The 15,381-nt window shown below is 71.7% G+C and carries 20 protein-coding genes; 10 read left to right on the top strand and 10 right to left on the bottom strand.

What is annotated here, in order from left to right; translation table 11 throughout:
- Window positions 1-340: 340 nt before the first annotated feature.
- Complete coding sequence (locus tag BM085_RS34690) at window positions 341-1,327, bottom strand: LacI family DNA-binding transcriptional regulator (protein ID WP_037934804.1); 987 nt, start codon at window positions 1,325-1,327, stop codon at window positions 341-343.
- A gap of 409 nt (window positions 1,328-1,736) precedes the next feature.
- Here BM085_RS34690 and BM085_RS34685 point away from each other — a divergent pair, with 409 nt between their 5' ends.
- The 3 genes from BM085_RS34685 (at window position 1,737) to BM085_RS34675 (ending at window position 3,036) form a co-directional block, all read left to right on the top strand.
- Entirely contained in the window at window positions 1,737-1,964 is a 228-nt protein-coding gene (locus tag BM085_RS34685; RefSeq protein ID WP_031164421.1) for a ribbon-helix-helix domain-containing protein, read from the top strand.
- Window positions 1,961-2,407 carry a hypothetical protein gene (locus BM085_RS34680; protein WP_086577212.1) on the top strand — a complete coding sequence of 149 codons (447 nt, stop codon included), beginning with the start codon at window positions 1,961-1,963 and terminating at the stop codon, window positions 2,405-2,407. The genes BM085_RS34685 and BM085_RS34680 overlap by 4 nt, the downstream gene beginning before the upstream one ends.
- 209 nt (window positions 2,408-2,616) lie before the next feature.
- The gene (locus BM085_RS34675) at window positions 2,617-3,036 is read left to right on the top strand and encodes a hypothetical protein (protein WP_093891018.1); all 420 of its coding nucleotides are present in this window, start codon (window positions 2,617-2,619) and stop codon (window positions 3,034-3,036) included.
- A 156-nt stretch (window positions 3,037-3,192) separates the two neighbouring features.
- Here the strand turns inward: BM085_RS34675 and BM085_RS34670 are convergent, their stop codons facing one another.
- From BM085_RS34670 to BM085_RS34655, 4 genes are all read right to left on the bottom strand, one after another.
- Window positions 3,193-3,423, bottom strand: a complete 231-nt coding sequence (locus BM085_RS34670) for a hypothetical protein (protein WP_093891017.1) — start codon at window positions 3,421-3,423, stop codon at window positions 3,193-3,195.
- A 272-nt stretch (window positions 3,424-3,695) separates the two neighbouring features.
- Window positions 3,696-4,346 (bottom strand): LysE family translocator, encoded by a 651-nt coding sequence (locus BM085_RS34665; RefSeq protein WP_093891016.1) that lies wholly within the window; start codon window positions 4,344-4,346, stop codon window positions 3,696-3,698.
- Between the two features lie 144 nt (window positions 4,347-4,490).
- On the bottom strand, window positions 4,491-5,138 hold the full coding sequence (locus BM085_RS34660) for a LysE family translocator (protein ID WP_093891015.1): 648 nt from the start codon (window positions 5,136-5,138) through the stop codon (window positions 4,491-4,493).
- A 152-nt stretch (window positions 5,139-5,290) separates the two neighbouring features.
- On the bottom strand, window positions 5,291-6,154 hold the full coding sequence (locus BM085_RS34655) for an NAD(P)-dependent oxidoreductase (RefSeq protein WP_093891014.1): 864 nt from the start codon (window positions 6,152-6,154) through the stop codon (window positions 5,291-5,293).
- A gap of 94 nt (window positions 6,155-6,248) precedes the next feature.
- Between BM085_RS34655 and BM085_RS34650 the strand changes: the two genes are divergently transcribed.
- Window positions 6,249-6,830 carry a TetR/AcrR family transcriptional regulator gene (locus BM085_RS34650; RefSeq protein WP_093891013.1) on the top strand — a complete coding sequence of 194 codons (582 nt, stop codon included), beginning with the start codon at window positions 6,249-6,251 and terminating at the stop codon, window positions 6,828-6,830.
- Window positions 6,831-6,878: 48 nt separating this feature from the next.
- Here the strand turns inward: BM085_RS34650 and BM085_RS34645 are convergent, their stop codons facing one another.
- The 3 genes from BM085_RS34645 to BM085_RS34635 form a co-directional block, all read right to left on the bottom strand.
- Window positions 6,879-7,976: a winged helix DNA-binding domain-containing protein gene (locus BM085_RS34645; RefSeq protein WP_093891012.1), complete on the bottom strand. Its 1,098-nt coding sequence runs from the start codon at window positions 7,974-7,976 to the stop codon at window positions 6,879-6,881.
- Window positions 7,977-8,065: 89 nt separating this feature from the next.
- On the bottom strand, window positions 8,066-8,863 hold the full coding sequence (locus BM085_RS34640) for a GNAT family N-acetyltransferase (RefSeq protein WP_093891011.1): 798 nt from the start codon (window positions 8,861-8,863) through the stop codon (window positions 8,066-8,068).
- 49 nt (window positions 8,864-8,912) lie between these two features.
- Window positions 8,913-9,458, bottom strand: coding sequence for an MOSC domain-containing protein (locus BM085_RS34635; protein ID WP_218158917.1), 546 nt, complete (start codon window positions 9,456-9,458; stop codon window positions 8,913-8,915).
- Window positions 9,459-9,564: 106 nt separating this feature from the next.
- On the opposite strand from BM085_RS34635, the gene BM085_RS34630 reads away from it, so the two are divergent.
- Together BM085_RS34630 and BM085_RS34625 are read left to right on the top strand one after the other, a co-directional pair.
- Window positions 9,565-10,539 carry a tyrosine-type recombinase/integrase gene (locus tag BM085_RS34630; protein WP_093891009.1) on the top strand — a complete coding sequence of 325 codons (975 nt, stop codon included), beginning with the start codon at window positions 9,565-9,567 and terminating at the stop codon, window positions 10,537-10,539.
- A gap of 17 nt (window positions 10,540-10,556) precedes the next feature.
- The gene (locus BM085_RS34625; protein ID WP_093891026.1) at window positions 10,557-11,318 is read left to right on the top strand and encodes a TetR/AcrR family transcriptional regulator; all 762 of its coding nucleotides are present in this window, start codon (window positions 10,557-10,559) and stop codon (window positions 11,316-11,318) included.
- On the opposite strand, the gene BM085_RS34620 is transcribed toward BM085_RS34625, so the two are convergent.
- Window positions 11,296-11,832, bottom strand: a complete 537-nt coding sequence (locus tag BM085_RS34620; protein WP_093891008.1) for a GNAT family N-acetyltransferase — start codon at window positions 11,830-11,832, stop codon at window positions 11,296-11,298. The two genes, BM085_RS34625 and BM085_RS34620, sit on opposite strands and share 23 nt — an antisense overlap.
- A 127-nt stretch (window positions 11,833-11,959) precedes the next feature.
- Between BM085_RS34620 and BM085_RS46430 the strand changes: the two genes are divergently transcribed.
- From BM085_RS46430 to BM085_RS34605, 4 genes are all read left to right on the top strand, one after another.
- On the top strand, window positions 11,960-12,193 hold the full coding sequence (locus BM085_RS46430) for an NUDIX hydrolase (protein WP_245789870.1): 234 nt from the start codon (window positions 11,960-11,962) through the stop codon (window positions 12,191-12,193).
- Window positions 12,194-12,215: 22 nt separating this feature from the next.
- The gene (locus tag BM085_RS47045) at window positions 12,216-12,347 is read left to right on the top strand and encodes a hypothetical protein (protein WP_281249897.1); all 132 of its coding nucleotides are present in this window, start codon (window positions 12,216-12,218) and stop codon (window positions 12,345-12,347) included.
- A 342-nt stretch (window positions 12,348-12,689) separates the two neighbouring features.
- A complete protein-coding gene (locus BM085_RS34610; protein WP_093891007.1) occupies window positions 12,690-13,340 on the top strand; it encodes a lysophospholipid acyltransferase family protein in 651 nt (216 codons plus the stop codon).
- Window positions 13,341-13,412: 72 nt separating this feature from the next.
- Entirely contained in the window at window positions 13,413-15,044 is a 1,632-nt protein-coding gene (locus BM085_RS34605) for a penicillin-binding transpeptidase domain-containing protein (protein WP_093891006.1), read from the top strand.
- Between the two features lie 14 nt (window positions 15,045-15,058).
- Here BM085_RS34605 and BM085_RS34600 read toward each other — a convergent pair whose 3' ends face one another.
- Window positions 15,059-15,340, bottom strand: coding sequence for a DUF3040 domain-containing protein (locus BM085_RS34600; protein ID WP_093891005.1), 282 nt, complete (start codon window positions 15,338-15,340; stop codon window positions 15,059-15,061).
- Window positions 15,341-15,381: the final 41 nt, after the last annotated feature.

The raw sequence follows: 15,381 nt of genomic DNA, 5'->3' as shown, positions 1-15,381 counted from the left end.
GGGGCGGGCACTTTTGGTCCCCGCCCTCCTTCGCCCTGCTTCGCCGCTTCATGCGGCGGCGCCCCGCCGTCGATCATCGAGGAGTACCTCGAGAACCAGAAACGGCCGGGCTGAGCAGCTCACGTGAACCAACTGTCACGGCACCGCTCGGGCCTGGAGGCCCTCCCGCGCTGTCGTTTCCTCCCGGGCGTAAACGCCCGGGGTTCCACGCCAGATCACGCTGAAACGGCGCGGCGCCCTCGCGCCGCTCGTGGAGACCTGTGGAGCCGAACACGGGCACGGCCGGAGGAGCCGTCCGGCCGTGCCGGTGACCGCACCGCCGCCGGGCGGACCTGGCGGGTCAGCCGGACAGGCGGGCGGCCGTGCTCTCCCGCACGACGAGCTCGGGCTCGATCATCCGGTGCGGCGCGCCGGCCCTGCCGTCGATCCGGTCGAGAAGCAGTTGGAAGGACAGGCGGCCGACCTCCGCGAAGTTCTGCCTGACCGTGCTCAGCGGCGGCCAGAGATAGGCGGCCTCGGGGACGTCGTCGAAGCCGACGACGCTGACGTCCTGGGGCACCTGGCGGCCCGCCTCGCGGAGCGCCCGCAACACCCCGGTGGCCATATGGTCGTTGGCCACGAAGACCGCGGTGACCTCGGGGTCACGGGCCAGGCGCTTGCCGTGCTCGAAGCCCGAACGGGCGCTCCAGTCGCCGAGCAGCGGCTCGGGGATCTCACGCCCCTCCGCCTCCAGCACCGAGCGCCAGCCCGCGATGCGCCCGCTGGCGTCGATCCAGTCCTGCGGCCCCGATACGTGCCAGACGGTCCGGTGCCCCAGGCTGAGCAGGTGCTTGGTGGCCCGTACGGCGCCGGTGACCTGATCCACCGCGGCGACGGGGACGGGCAGGTCGTCGCTCGCGCCGACCACCACCACGGGAAGGTCGGGCGGCAGGTGGCGCAATCCGTCGGCGGCCGACTCGTGGGGGGCCACGATGACGACGCCGTCGACGGACTGGAAGCGGAGCCGGTCCACGGCCTCGCCGATGGAGCGCCGGCTCAGTGCGCTCACGCTCACTATCGTGACCAGGTAGTCCTCCGACCGGGCGGCCTGTTCGATGCCGTGGAGCGTCGAGGCGGGGCCGTACAGGGTGGTGTCGAAGCTGACCACGCCGAGCACCCCGGAACGGCCGGTCACCAGCGAGCGGGCGGCGGAGTTGGGCCGGTAGCTCAGCTCGCGCACCGCGTCGAGAACGCGGGCCCGGGTGTCCGGGCGCACCTTCTCGGGGGTGTTGAGCACGCGGGAGACGGTCATCGCCGAGACGCCCGCCCGCTCCGCGACGTCTTCCATAACGGTGGCCCTCGGGCGTTCGGGGAACGCCCCTCCAGATACCTGCTGGGTCAACCTGCCCGCCTCATCGAAGGTTGCTCCTAGGGTATCTGACTGTTTGCGCTAACAGATCGGATTCGCGTCGCGGCAGGACGTGCCGCCACCACAGCCACTCTATCTGCGAGAAACAGGAGGATTGATCAATCCTCTTCCGGTAAATCGATGATAGCGATAACAACTTTTGATCCATGCCGGCGCGTTGCTCCAGCCGCCAAGCCCCCGGGAACGCCAAAAGGCCCGCCGCCCCGCCGCCCCGCCGCCCCGCCGCCCCGCCGCCCCGCCGCCCCGCCAGGATGATCGCCGCCGTCGGCCGGCCCGCGCGTCGCCGTCCCGTGGACGGCGGGAGTATGACTCAACTACCCTCCCCAGTATGACTAAGCGGATCACGATCTCCCTCCCGGATGATCTCGCGGACGAGGCCCAGGAGTCCGGCAACGCCTCGGGGTACATCGCCGACGCGCTGCGTGAGCAGCGCCGCATCAGGGACGGCATGGCCGCCCTGGAGCGGCTGTGGGGTCCGGGCTGGCAGGACGGCATCACCGACGCCGACCGGGAGCGCGCCAACCGGCTCTTCGACTCCGCCCGGGACGTCGCGTGACAGCCGAGCCCGAAGGGCTCACCGGCCACGTCCTCGATCTCGACGCGGTCCACCACGTGCTCGACGCCAAGAGCGACTACGGCCGTGAGATCGTCCGGCAGTCGGTTCTGCGCAACACCACCCTTCTCCTTCCTGCGGTGGCCGCGCAGTGTCTGGCCGGCCTCCGGCCCCAGCAGGCCGAGGCGCTGCTCGCGGTGCCGGTGGTGACGATCGGGGGGCTGCCGGCCGCCGACGTCCTGAGCGCGGCCCAGATCGGCCGGAAGATGACGGCGAACCTGGAGCGGCGCGCGCCGGGCGTCGCGGCGGAGGCCGAGATCGTGGCGGTCCTGGCCGCCGCCCATGCCGTCGTCCTGGCCGAAGCGCGCGGAGGCTGGCGGATCGTCACCTCCACGCCGCATCTGTACGACGACATCGCCGGCGTCCGGCTGGAGATCCTGCCCTGAGCTGACCGGCCCCTCCTTCCGCCTCCGCGCCGCCGTACGGAAGACCCCGTACGGCGGGCGCACACGGTGACGCGGAGCCGGGCCCCGAGTTTCCCGACGGGGCGGGCCCCCTGTCCGGCTATGTTCAAGAAGCGATCAATAAGCGGATGACCTGCGAAAACCGGGGAAGGAGCATGCTTTTACGGCTCTGCCGACCATTGGGAGGACTCATGAGGATCCTGGCTCGCCCCCATCAGTTTCCGGCCCGGCTCGCCACGGGTGCCTTCATCCTGAATTCGGGACTGACCCTGGCGGACTCCTCCGCTGAGGGCGCCGCCCACGTCCACGCGATGGCGTCGACGGCCTACCCCTTCCTGAAGGACATGGACCCCGAGGAGTTCACTCGGTGGCTCGCCAGGGGGCAGATCGCCGTCGGTACGGCGCTGCTGATCCCGCTGGTGCCGTCGCTGCTGGCGGGCGCCGCGCTCACCGCCTTCGCCGGAGGGCTGGTCGGCCTCTACCTGAGGACGCCGGGCATGCGGCAGGAAGGCAGCCTGCGTCCCACCCAGGAGGGCCTCGCCGTCGCCAAGGACGTCTGGCTGCTGGGGATAGGCGCCGGCCTGGTCGCCGAGGAGCTCATCCGCGACTGAGCCGGATCGGGCTTGCCGGGCCCGGTCCCTCATAGCCGGCTCGACGACGGCCGCGCCGTCCGTCCTGACCGGCGTCCGTCCTGACCGGCGGTCCTCCCACCTCGGCCGCCGCCGATCGGGGCCGCGGCGATCCGGGACGGGCGGCGCGGCCACGGCTCATCTCTCGAGCAGCGCGTACAGTCCCAGGCCGACCCCCATGACGACGATCAGGAAACACGTCCCCGAGAGGAACCATCCGAACAGCCGCCGGCGACCGGGCCGGGCGCCGCCGGCCGCGGCCGACAGGCCGGCGAGGCCGAGCGCGTACAGCGCGACCAGTCCGGCACCGCCGACGAGGCCGGTCGCCATGATCTTCACCAGAGCGGCCAGGTCGATGGAGTCGTTCATGACGTCGGCTCCTTGCCTGACGCGGGCTCCGCGATCGGCTCCCGGGTGCGCGTCACGACCGCGTCCTCACCGTGCCTCTGATCACCTCCGGTTACCGATAATCCACAATTCCCGCAAAATCCCGGCCTTGTGAGGGCCCCCACCCGCGTGCCGGGCGCGCCGGTGACGCGGCGCCGCCGGACGGCCGGGAGCGGTCAGGAGGTGCCGGTGAACGCGCCGAGGCCGGTCCGGCCTCGGCGGAGCCGCGCCCAGGGCGAAGCCGCCCGAGGGGCTCAGCCGGACTCGGCGGCCAGGCGGATGCCGAAGCCGATGAAGACGAGCCCGGTCAGCTGTTCCATGCGACGGCGGACGACCGGCCGGCTCAGGCCGCGCCGCATGAGGCTCGCGGCGAGGACCACGATCGCGAACCACGCAGCACCCAGCAGGTTGTGGATGGTGACCAGGAGCAGGGTCGCGGGCAGCACGGGGACGTCCGCGGGGACGAACTGCGGCAGCAGGGTCATGTAGATGACCCCCACCTTGGGATTGACCAGATTGGTGACGAATCCGGTGCGCATGATCGCCAGCGCTCGGGCGGGAGGGCCGCCGCCCGTGCCGTTCGCGGCCTCGGTGGCTTCGGCGGCCTCGGCCGGGACGGCGCGGCGGGCGTTCCAGAGCGCACGGACGCCGAGCCAGACGAGGTAGGCGACACCGGCGATCCGCACGGCGGTGTAGGCGACGTCGGAGGCGGCCAGCAGGGCGGTCAGGCCGAGCGCGGTGGCGACTCCCCAGGCGTAACAGCCGAGGTTGACCCCCAGACCCGCGAGGAACCCGGCCCTGCGGCCCGAGGAGACCGTGGTGCGCAGCACGATCACGGTGTCGGGGCCGGGAGAGACGGTGAGAATCAGTGCGACGACCGTGAAGGCGAGGAGGGAGGCGAGCACTCCAGAAGTGTAGATTCCCGGTGAAACACGCCCCGGCAAGGGGGGCGGCACCCGATCGGTGCTGTTCGGGATGCACGGCGCTGACGCCGCCGCTCTCATCCGCGATCACCACACGCCGGCTGCCGATGGCGCCGCCGGCCGATCTCAGGCCGCGATCATCACGCGCGAGCGGTCGGTGACGATGCGCAGTGCGAACACCGCCAGCGCGGCACCCATCAGATAGCGCTGCACACGCATCCAGAGCGGCCGCCGGCCCAGGAACCCGGCGATCGCCCCCGCCGACAGCACGATCATGCCGTTGACCGACAGGGCGATGACGATCTGGGTCAGCCCGAGGACGAGGCCCTGCACGGCGACATCGCCACGCGCCGGGTCGATGAACTGGGGAAGCAGCGACACGTACAGAATGGCGATCTTGGGATTGAGGAGGCTGGTGAGCAGCCCCATGGAGAAAAGCCGCCGCGGCGGGTCCACCGGCAGCTCCTTCGGTGCGAAGGCCGACTGCCCACCCGGCCGTACCGTCTTCCAGGCGAGCCAGAGCAGGTACGCCGCCCCGGCGACCTTGATCGCGGTGTAGAGGGCGGGCACCACGGCGAAGAGGGCCGCGATGCCCGCCGCCGTCGCGGTCAGATACACCAGGAACCCCGCGCCGACACCCGCCAGCGAGATCAGGCCGGCGCGACGCCCCTGCGTCACCGACCTGGAGATCAGATAGATCATGTTGGGGCCCGGAGTGAGGACCATCCCGAGGGCTATCGCCCCGAGGCCGATGACAGCGGTGACAGAGACCATGAGGGGATCCTCCCGTGCTCGCACCGGCGACAGAACAGCCAATTACACAAAATGGCCTTGAATCGACTGGGCAACCCCGCCCGCGCGAGAACCCCTGAGGACGGCGTACGGCGGAGCCGGCCGGGGCCGGGATCGCCGGCCGGCTGTCCCGGTCACCGCCTCAGTACCTCGATCAGGCTGGTGAGGCTGTCCTGCCCGTGTCCTGCGGCGACGCCGCGGCGGAAGACGTCCAGGACGGCCGCCGGCAGGGAGCCGTCCACGCCGGACGCCTCCACGGTGTGCAGAACGTGTTCCATGCTGGCCACGCCCATGGCCAGCCGGTCCACGTCCCCCTCGTGGTTGCCCGCGGCGATGCGCGGGGCGTAGAACTCCAGGAAGTAGCGGAAGTCCATGGTCTTCACCGCGTTGGGGAGGAACCGCTCCGCCGAGATGCCGTTGGCTTCGGCTACCGCCTGGGCGTGCACGTAGCTCAGGATGCCCGTCCAGAACATGTCCATCCCGATCTGGTAGAACAGCGCCGCCAGCCCCGGGTCCTCGCCGAGGTGGTCGATGTCCGTCAGCACCTCCAGGGCGGACCGGTGGGCCTCGATCGCGCTCTCGGGGCCGCTGTAGTAGGTCGTGGCCCCCGGCTTGCCGATCCCCGGGGGCGGCACCTGGACGCCGCCGGTGATCTGCACGGCGCCGCGCTCGGCCAGCCACGCCGCCGCCTGACGCGCCTTCTCGGGGGTGTCGGAGGTGAGGTTGGCCACGGTACGGCCGGCCAGGGCCGCGGAGGGGGCCTGCTCCAGGATGGCGTACACGGCGTCATAGTCGGTCAGGCTCAGCACCACCAGGTCGTTGGCGGTCAGCGCGGCCTCGACGGTCCGCGCGCGCCGGGCGCCGCGGGCCACCAGCCGGTCGGCCCGGCCTGCCGTACGGTTCCACACGGTCACCTCGTAGCCGCTGTCCAGGTAGGCGTCGGCCATCGCCTGCCCCATGGGACCCAGGCCGATCACGGTCACGGACTTCGTGTTCATCGATCTCTCCTCCACGCACTAAAACGAACGCTCTACTTAGAACGAGGACACTAGCATGAGATAGAATGAGCGCTCTATTCACTAAGCTGAGGAGATGGCGACCAAGCACGAGCTCGGCACCCGGGAGCGGATCATCCGGGCGACCTCCCGACTGATGCAGCGGCAGGGATACGAGGCGACCGGCCTCAAGGAGATCTCCCGGGAGGCCGAGGCCACGCTCGGCTCGGTCTATCACTTCTTCCCCGGCGGGAAGCGGGAGCTGGCGGTCGAAGCCGTCCGCCACGGGGACCGGGAGTTCACCGAGCTCCTGCGCACGGTGTTCGACCGCGTCGACGATCCGGCTGCGGCGATCATCGTCTGCGCCCGCGACCTGTCCACGGGGCTGCGCGACTCCCGCTGGCTCGACGGCTGCCCCGTCACCACCACGGCACTGGAGAGCGCGGGGCGCCTGCCCGACATCCAGCGGGCCGCCGAGGAGGCCTTCGAGAACTGGCGCGGCCTGGTCCGCGACAAACTCCGCCGATCCGGCTTCGACGAGGACATCGCGCACGATCTCGCCCACACGGTGATCAACACACTGGAGGGCGCGGAGATGTCCGCGCAGGTTTCACAGAGCGAGGCACCACTGGAGATCGCCGGGCGGCACCTCGCCCGGCTCATCGACTCCTATCGGTGACACCCGCGGACGGCTCCGCACCGCCCGGCCGGGCTCTCCGAGGGGCGGTCAGCTGAAACGGATGTCCCGGATCTTCGCGGGCGCGGCGGCGAAGTCCAGCATGCGCATCCCCTCCCGCTCCAGCTCCGCCCGCTCCGGCGCCGACACCGGCTGGAACAGCTCCACTTCGAGCACCGCCTCGTCCCGCTTCCGGACCACCTTCCACAGGCCCCGCACGAACCCGTCCACCAGCACCGTCGCCCTGATGATGCCGTTGACCGTGAAGACCCTCGCGCGATACTCGTCCGCCATGATCCGGGTCCGGGTCCGCTCGCCGAACGACAGCAGCATGTTGTCGAACTCCGACAGGTAACGGACCGGAGCGGGGGTGTCCGGGCCGGGCCGGGAGGCCTCCGGCAGATCCACCAGCTCCGCGCCCTCCTCGGTCACGAAGCGCGACAGCCTCATCCGCCCGACGACCTCGCCCAGCCGGGTCAGGCCCGACCACTGCTGGATGTCCATCACCGTGGCGGGACCGTAGGCGGCCAGGTAGCGGCGGACCATCTCCTCCAGGGAGGCCCGCCCGTCCAGGGGACGGCCCAGCCAGGCCTCGGCGCTGGTGTGCGCGGGCTGCCCGCCCACCCCCCAGATGCCCCTGGGGGGGACCTGCACCAGCGCCACCGTGTTGCGCACGCCGTTGACCAGATCGGCCGCGGGGCGCTCCGGCCACCGCTCCCGCAGCCGCTCCCCGAGCTCGCGGAAGGTGAGCGGGGCCTCGTCCACCAGGGCCCGGCCCGCGGTGGCCAGCTCGTCCAGGTCGAGCCCGGCCAGCCCCTTGCCGTGCGCGCTCCCCCGCAGGCTCCGCGCCAGCATCGGCTGGAGCAGCGGGCGCAGGGCCAGGCAGTCGTCCGCGGCGACCAGGTGGATGGTGGAACGCATCAGGACCAGCCGCACCACCCTGCGCTCGTGCAGCAGCCGGGCCAGGTCCTCATGACCGAATCCGGCCAGGCGGCTCCACAGCCCGATGTAGGGCGGGTTCGGCGCCTGGGCCTGCATGCCGTACAGATGCCGGATCGCGTCGAACGCCGGCAGCTCCGCCCGGGTCAGCAGCAGTTGCCGGTCCAGGGTGGCCCGGTTGAGCGCGCGCCTGCTGAGCACCTCGGGCATGTGTGTCCTCTCTTGAAGCGCTCCCCACGGATGAATCCGGGGGATTCCAGCCATCCCGACCATACGGCTCAACGCGTCGTCCCATCCGGTCAGACGGTCGGCGGCACCCATACGTAAGGCGTCGTCGTCGCGATCGCCTCCAGGCCCAGCCTGGCCAGGATCGGACGGCTGTCATCGGAGGCGTCCACCTGCACCAGCCGGAACCCGCGTGCCACCGCCAGCCCCGCGCGATAGGCCACCATCGCCCGGTAGACGCCCCTCCCCCGCCACTCCTTCAGCGTCGAGCCACCCCACAGCGAGACGAAGTCCGTGCCCTCGTGGAAGCGCATCCACGCCGCGCACACCACCCGCTCGCCCGCCTCGGCCACCACCACCGCGCACCGGTCGCCGGGTCCGGCGATGTCCCGCTCCAGGAGATCGGGCAGCCAGCTCCGGTCCGCCTCCCAGACCAGCTCCTCCATCTCCCGGATCCGCTCCAGGTCGGGCCGGCCGCTCACCTCCCGCAACCGGACCCCCTCCGGGAGCGCGGGGGACGCGGCCAGCGCGGCCGCCTCGCCGACCATGACGGTCTCCTGCTCCTCGGCCTCGAACCCGGCCGCCGTCAGCCGCCCGGGCAGGTCCACCGGCAGGTCGTAGCCGTGGTACTTCCACTCCACCGGCCGGCCGATCCCGGTGAAGAAGTCACGCTGACCCGCGATGAACGCGTCCAGCTCCGCGCCGTCCAGCCCGCCCAGGTCCCGGTAGGTCAGGAACCCCTGCCCGTACCCGTCGGAGACGACCCGGAGCACCGGCCCCACTCTCTCGGTCGTACGGCCGGGCACGGGCCTGGCCCGTAGCTGCTCGTCATAGGCGCGTAGGTAGGCCGGAGCCGGCGATGAGATGTCCATTGCGCCCACCCAATCACAGAGCGGCCCCGGCGGACATCGAGCGGCCGGCCTAGACCCGGTCCAGGGGCCGGTGCGGCGGCGGCGGCAGCTCCACTTCGATCGCGTCGCCGGGCCGCACCTCGCCGCCGGCGACCACCACGCCCATCACCCCGGCCCTGCGGATCAGCCGACCGGCCTCGTCCCGGCTCACCACCTGCCTGAGCAGGCCCGGCCGGAAGGCGTCGATCTGCAGGCAGGGGTTGCGCAGTCCGGTGATCTCGACCCTCGCCTCGCCGCCCAGCCGCAGCAGCGCCCCCACCGGGAGGCCGAGCAGGTCGACGCCCCGGGTGGTGATGTTCTCCCCCAGCTGACCGGCCGCCACGGAGAATCCCGCGCCCTCCAGCTCGTCGTGGAGCTCGGCGGGGATCAGGTGGACCTGCCGCAGGTTGGGCTGGGTCGGATCCCGGGCCACCCGGGACCGGTGCCTCACCGTCACCCCGAGGTGCGCGTCGCCTTCGACGCCGAGCCCGGCCAGCAGCCGGATATCCGGCCGGCCGGTCTTGCCGAAGGTGTGCGTGGCGCTGCGGCTCACCGCCGTCACCCGTGCGTCCGTCACGAGATGATTCTGCCCCGTTCTCGCGTGGCGCGCATGTTCATGATCGTTTTCGGCCGGCCCGACGCCTTTACAATGTAGATTAACAGGAGCGGATAGGGTCGGCGACGTGAGCGTGCCTGTCGTACCCGAGTCACCCCGGACCCCCGTCGAACCCGCGCGAGACCCCTACCGGGTCTACCTCGACTCCCTGTCCAGTGCCGAGTCCCGCCGCGCCATGCGCGGCTGCCTGGACCGCCTGGCCGCCCTCGTCTCCGGCGACGAGGTCTCCTCCGGGGCGGGCCAGCCCTGGCACCTCCTGCGCTACGAGCACACCGTGCGCCTGCGCGCCCTGATGACCGAGCGCGGATGGTCGCCCGCCTACGTCAACAAGCACCTGGTCGCGCTGCGCAGGGTGCTGCGCGAGGCCTGGCGGCTCGGCCGGATGACCGCCGAGGAGTACCAGCGCGCCGCCGACCTGCCGACCGTCGAGCACACCCGCCTGCCCACCGGGCAGCACGTCCCGCCCGAGGTCGTGGGCGCCGCGCTGGCCGCGTGCGACCGCGACGACTCCCCCGCCGGGGCCCGCGACGCCGCCCTGCTGGCGGTGCTCTACTCCACCGGCTGCCGCCGCGCCGAGATCGCCGGGATGACGCTGGGCGACTACGACCCCGGATCGCGCTCGCTGCGGGTGCGCGGCAAGCGTGACAAGGAGCGGATGGTCTATCTCACCACCGAGGCGGTCGGCCGGCTGGAGCGCTGGCTGGCCGTACGGGGGCGTCCGGCGGGGGCGCTGTTCTCCCCCATCGGCGGCTCCGGGCGGCTCCGGGTCAGGGACGGCGGGCCCGCGGCCATGACGGGACAGGCGATCGCCGACATCCTGGCCAAGCGGCTGGCCGAGGCGGGAGCCATGCCGCGCACCCCGCACGACTTCCGGCGCACCTTCATCGGCGAGCTGCTCGACGCCGGCGTGGACCTGGCCACCGCCCAGGCGCTCGTCGGCCACTCCTCGCCGGCCACCACGGCCCGCTACGACCGGCGCCCCGAGCGGCGCCGCCGCGAGGCGGTCGACAGGATCACCCTGCCCGCCCCCAAGCCGCTGTGACCGATAGGCTCACTCCGATGGAACACAGCGGCAAGGGGGATCCGGCGCGCAGCCTGGCGCTGCTCTGGCGGACCAGCGAGCGGGCCAGCCGGAAGGGCAAGCCCGACCTGAGCGTGGACCGGATCGTGCGGACCGGGATCGAGATCGCCGACACCGAGGGGCTGGCCGCGCTGTCGATGCGGCGGGTCGCCGAGCGGCTCGGGGTCGGCACCATGTCCCTCTACACCTACGTGCCGGGCAAGGCCGAGCTGCTCGACGTCATGCTCGACACCGTCTACGGCGAGACGGCCCGCCCCCAGGAGGTCGCCGGGGGCTGGCGGGCCCGGCTCACGCTCGTCGCCCGGGAGAACTGGGAGCTGTGCCGCCGCCATCCGTGGATACTCCAGGTCGACACCGGGCGCCCGCCCCTGGGCCCCCACCTCATGGCGAAGTACGACTACGAGCTGAGGACGATCGCCGGCACCGGCCTGACCGAGATCGAGATGGAGTCGGTGCTCAGCCTGGTCCTGGGGCACGTGCACAGCACCATGCGCAGCGCGGTGGCGGCCTCCCGGGTCGAGCGGGAGACCGGCGTCACCGACGAGCAGTGGTGGCAGGCCCACCGGCCGATCTTCGAGAGGATCTTCAACCCGACCGTCTATCCGACGGCCGTCAAGGTCGGCGGGGCCGTGGGCGAGACCTACCAGGCCGCCTACGTCCCGCCCGAGCAGCTCTTCGAGTTCGGCCTGGAACGGGTGCTCGACGGCGTCGAGATGCTCATCGCCAGGCGTCGCGGCTGAGGCGGTAGAGCACGTGCGGCCGGACCGGGCTGCCGGCGGGGACCCGCGGGTGGTCGAAGTCGTCGGCCGGATCCCTGGTCATGCCGAGGCGTTCCATCACCGCCCGGGAGCGCAGGTTGGCCACCGCCGTCATGGAGACGAGCTCGTCCTGCCCCGCCGGGCCGAAGCCGTACCCGATCGCCGCCCGGGCCGCCTCGCTCGCGTAGCCCCGCCCCCAGGCGGAGCGGGCGAGCCGCCAGCCGACCTCCAGCGCCGGGGTGAAGCGCGCCTCGAACGTCTGCCACGCCAGGCCGGTGAAGCCGACGAACTCCCCTGTGGCCCGCACCTCCAGTGCCCAGAGTCCGTAGCCGTGCTCGTCGAACGCCGACTCGATCCGGTCCACCATGGCGTCGGACTGCTCACGGGTGAGCGGCGCCGGAAAGTGCTCCATCACCTCGAGGTCGGCGTTCAGCTCCGCGAACGGCCGCCGGTCGGCCTCCCGCCATCTGCGCATGATCAGACGTTCGGTCTCCATGCAGGTCCCTCCCCGGGATCGGCGGCTCCGGCGGCGGCCGCGCGCCGGACATCCACCACGGGAGCATACGGAACCGGCCGGCGCCCGGCTTCCACGGCGGCGGGAGGCATGTGCGATCGTGACGGCCATGGCCCCGCTTCCTCCGATGGACGAGCTCCGCTCCCGCGTCACCGCGAACCTGGCCGGGTTCCGGAGGCAGGGGGCCCTCCCCCTCGCCGAAGGCCTGCGGCACGCCGCGGTGACCGTGTGCGTGCTGGAGGACGACGAGCGCGGGCCGTACACGATCGTGATCAAACGGGGCGCCCACGGCCGCAACCCCGGGCAGTGGGCACTGCCCGGGGGCAGGCTGGCGGACGGATGAGGAGGGGCGGAGCCTGCTGCAGATGCCGCTGGGGCCCTCGATCGTGATCCACGCCCCTACCGGGGCGATCCTGTGGCAGTTCGCCGAAGTGGCCCTGAAGGGGCGTGACCTGCGGGTGGCGGGAGTCGCCCAGCCGCACTGGACACGCCGGTGACCCGATGTGGAATAACTACCGGCGGACGTCGGTTACAGTAATCGTGCCGATGTGGTTTGTGTCCCCCGGGCCGCAAATTACCGCCTTCACGGAATACCGTTCGGCTGGAGCCGTGTTGTGCCTCTCGCCGAGGAGGCGACCGCCACATCGGCACTAAACGTTTCCGCCCCATGAGCGCCCCGGCGCTCATGGGGCGTTTCGTTTTTCCGGACTCCCCCTTGGAAAGGGGAGGGGGTTTGGAGGAGGGCTACAAACGTGGAGGCCGTGCTTGTGCGAGTGCGCACAACCATCGGCCGTCAGGCGACCACTTAGTGTGGTGAACCCGTCCCATGAGGAGAGCCCGTGCTCTATCGCCTGACCAAAATCGTCAGCGCCCCCTTCCTCCACCTGCTGTGGCCCACCGAGGTCACCGGGGTTGAGCACGTGCCCGGGACGGGTCCGGCCATCCTGGCCTCCAACCATCTCTCCGTCCTCGACTCGACCTTCCTGCCGCTGGTGCTTCCGCGCCAGGTCCGCTTCGTCGCCAAGTCCGAATACTTCACCGGCAACCCCGTCACCGCGACGTGGATGCGGGCCACCGGCCAGATCAGCATCGACCGGCAGAGCCCCACCGCCGCCCAGGACATGCTGGACGCGGCCGCGCAGGTGCTCAAGGACGGCGAGCTGTTCGGCATCTACCCCGAGGGCACCCGCTCCCCCGACGGCCGCCTCTACCGGGGCAAGGTCGGAGTCGCCTGGCTGGCCCTGGCCACCGGCGCGCCGGTGATCCCGGTGGGGATGAGCGGCACCGACGCGGTGCTCCCGATCGGCGCCTCGGTGCCCAAGCTGGGCCGGGTCGGGGTGCGGATCGGCAAACCGCTGACGTTCACCGGATCGGAGACCAGCGCGCGCGACCGGCGCCGGGTGACCGACGAGATCATGGCGGCGATCCACGAGCTGTCCGGGCAGGAGTACGTGTCGAGCTACGCGCCCAGCCGCACCCGGAGCGAATGATCATTTGCCGGAACGCGGTGCCTTGACCGCGCTAGGCTCGGACTTCGGGGCCGGCGAACTGGGGGTAGTCAGGTGCAGCGTGGCAAGAAGATCGCGATCGCCTCGGTGGCCGTCGTGCTGGTGGCGGGGGGCGCCGGGGGCGGAGCCTGGTGGTTCCTGCACACCCGGGGCACTCCCCAGGAGACCGCCCAGCGCTTCACCCAGGCATGGCAGCGCGGCGATCTGACCGCCATGCGCGCCGAGCTCGCCGCGGCCGATCCCGCGTTCGACAAGATCTACGAGGACATGCGCAAGAACCTCGCGGTCGAGGGCACCGCGGTGCGGCTGGACTCGGTGCGCGAGACCGGCGACGGCGCCGGCCAGGCCGCCTACACCGCCACGCTGAAGCTGAAGAACGTCGGCGAGTGGAGCTACGCCGGCGTCCTGGACCTGGCGGTCGTCGACCGCAACTGGCGGGTCAAGTGGTCTCCCACGGCCGTGCACCCCGACCTGACCGCCGGCGCCGCGTTCGCGCTGAAGGCCAAGTGGCCGGAGCGGGCGGCGATCACCGCCACCGGCGGCGACCGCATCGACGGCGGCGACGTGGGAGGCTCGGTGCAGCAGCTCGTCGGGTATCTGGACAAGGCCACCGAGAAAGACCTCAAGGATCTCGGCTCCTCCTACAAGGTGGGCGACGCGATCGGCCGCGGCGGGCTGCAGCAGACCTTCCAGCGACGCCTGGCGGGCACGCCCGCCACCGAGATCCAGCTCGTCGCCCCCGACAAGAAGACCGTCAAGCCCATCCACAAGATCGAGGGCGAGCAGGGCGAGGCGCTGGAGACCAGCCTGGACCTGCGGATCCAGCGGGCCGCGGCCGACGCGGTCCGCGACCTGAAGCAGACCGCCTCGCTGGTCGCGATCAAGCCCTCCTCCGGCGACATCCTCGCCGTGGTCAACAACAAGGGCGGCTTCAACCGGGCGCTGGACGGCAATTATCCTCCCGGTTCGACCTTCAAGGCGATCACCGCCGTCGGGCTGCTGGCCGCCGGGATGACCCCCGGCGAGCAGGTCACCTGCCCCAAGGACGTCAACATCGGCGGCCTGCCGATCCGCAACTCCCACCACGCCGGATACGGGTCGGTGACCTTCTCCGACTCCTTCGCCTACTCCTGCAACACCACCTTCGCCCCGCTGACCCAGAAGCGGCTGGGCGCGGACAAGCTGCTGCGCGCCGCGGAGCTGTTCGGCTTCAACAGGCCGCTCAGCATCGGCGTCCCGGCTGCCAAGGGCAGCTTCCCCAAGGCGGAGGGCGACGCGGACCTGGCCGCGGAGTCCTTCGGTCAGGGCCGGATCACCGCCAGCCCGCTGCTGATGGCCTCGGTCGCCGCCGCCCTGGCCGACGGCGCCTGGCGACCGCCGACGCTGGTCCCCTCCGTCAAGCAGAAGTCCGAGCCGCAGGAGCTCCCCGAGGGCGTCACGTCGCAGATGCACCAGATGATGTCCGCGGTGGTCACCAAGGGCACCGCCAAGGACGCGGGCCTGCCGTCCGGCACCCGGGGCAAGACCGGCACCGCCGAGTACGGCCCGCAGGACGCGCTGAAGACCCACGCCTGGTTCATCGGATTCCGGGGCGACCTGGCCTTCGCGGTCATCGTGGAGGAGGGCTCGGGCGGCGGCGCGGTCGCCGCCCCGGTGGCCGCGCGGTTCCTGCGCGGCCTGGGCTGACGGCACCTGCGGCGCTACAGCGGGAGCGCGGCGGCCTCGTGGCGCAGAACCAGGATGAGCAGCGTGGCGATCAGGGTCGCGATCAGCACCCAGCTGACCATGATGACGATCGTCGACCGGCGGGGGCGGCGTGACGGCCGCTTCCCCTTCTTCGCGTCGCGCCTGCGACGGCCGTGCTCCCTGCGCTGGACGCGCTCGTTGAACGACTCGAGCCGCGCCACCAGCCGCGGATCCTCATCGATGAGGTGCCGCTCTATCTGCAGCAGTAGTCGCTCCTCGTCTTGCGACCAGGCCATGCCGCACCTCCCCGGAACGCAAGGCGTGTGCGGATGTCCTG

Origin of the sequence: Streptosporangium canum, assembly GCF_900113865.1 — a bacterium.
Classification (GTDB): domain Bacteria; phylum Actinomycetota; class Actinomycetes; order Streptosporangiales; family Streptosporangiaceae; genus Streptosporangium; species Streptosporangium canum.
The sequence above is the reverse complement of the archived record's forward strand: the minus strand, read 5'-3'. Positions and strand labels throughout refer to the sequence as shown.

What these genes read in the sequence shown, in the direction of transcription:
- BM085_RS34670 (WP_093891017.1), bottom strand. Translation starts at nt 3,423, where the DNA reads ATGAACGACTCCATCGACCTGGCCGCTCTGGTGAAGATCATGGCGACC.
- BM085_RS34620 (WP_093891008.1), bottom strand. Translation starts at nt 11,832, where the DNA reads ATGGAGACCGAACGTCTGATCATGCGCAGATGGCGGGAGGCCGACCGG.
- BM085_RS34650 (WP_093891013.1), top strand. Translation starts at nt 6,249, where the DNA reads ATGGCGACCAAGCACGAGCTCGGCACCCGGGAGCGGATCATCCGGGCG.
- BM085_RS34660 (WP_093891015.1), bottom strand. Translation starts at nt 5,138, where the DNA reads ATGGTCTCTGTCACCGCTGTCATCGGCCTCGGGGCGATAGCCCTCGGG.
- BM085_RS46430 (WP_245789870.1), top strand. Translation starts at nt 11,960, where the DNA reads ATGGCCCCGCTTCCTCCGATGGACGAGCTCCGCTCCCGCGTCACCGCG.
- BM085_RS34645 (WP_093891012.1), bottom strand. Translation starts at nt 7,976, where the DNA reads ATGCCCGAGGTGCTCAGCAGGCGCGCGCTCAACCGGGCCACCCTGGAC.
- BM085_RS34675 (WP_093891018.1), top strand. Translation starts at nt 2,617, where the DNA reads ATGAGGATCCTGGCTCGCCCCCATCAGTTTCCGGCCCGGCTCGCCACG.
- BM085_RS34600 (WP_093891005.1), bottom strand. Translation starts at nt 15,340, where the DNA reads ATGGCCTGGTCGCAAGACGAGGAGCGACTACTGCTGCAGATAGAGCGG.
- BM085_RS34690 (WP_037934804.1), bottom strand. Translation starts at nt 1,327, where the DNA reads ATGGAAGACGTCGCGGAGCGGGCGGGCGTCTCGGCGATGACCGTCTCC.
- BM085_RS34655 (WP_093891014.1), bottom strand. Translation starts at nt 6,154, where the DNA reads ATGAACACGAAGTCCGTGACCGTGATCGGCCTGGGTCCCATGGGGCAG.
- BM085_RS47045 (WP_281249897.1), top strand. Translation starts at nt 12,216, where the DNA reads ATGCCGCTGGGGCCCTCGATCGTGATCCACGCCCCTACCGGGGCGATC.
- BM085_RS34685 (WP_031164421.1), top strand. Translation starts at nt 1,737, where the DNA reads ATGACTAAGCGGATCACGATCTCCCTCCCGGATGATCTCGCGGACGAG.
- BM085_RS34640 (WP_093891011.1), bottom strand. Translation starts at nt 8,863, where the DNA reads ATGGACATCTCATCGCCGGCTCCGGCCTACCTACGCGCCTATGACGAG.
- BM085_RS34625 (WP_093891026.1), top strand. Translation starts at nt 10,557, where the DNA reads ATGGAACACAGCGGCAAGGGGGATCCGGCGCGCAGCCTGGCGCTGCTC.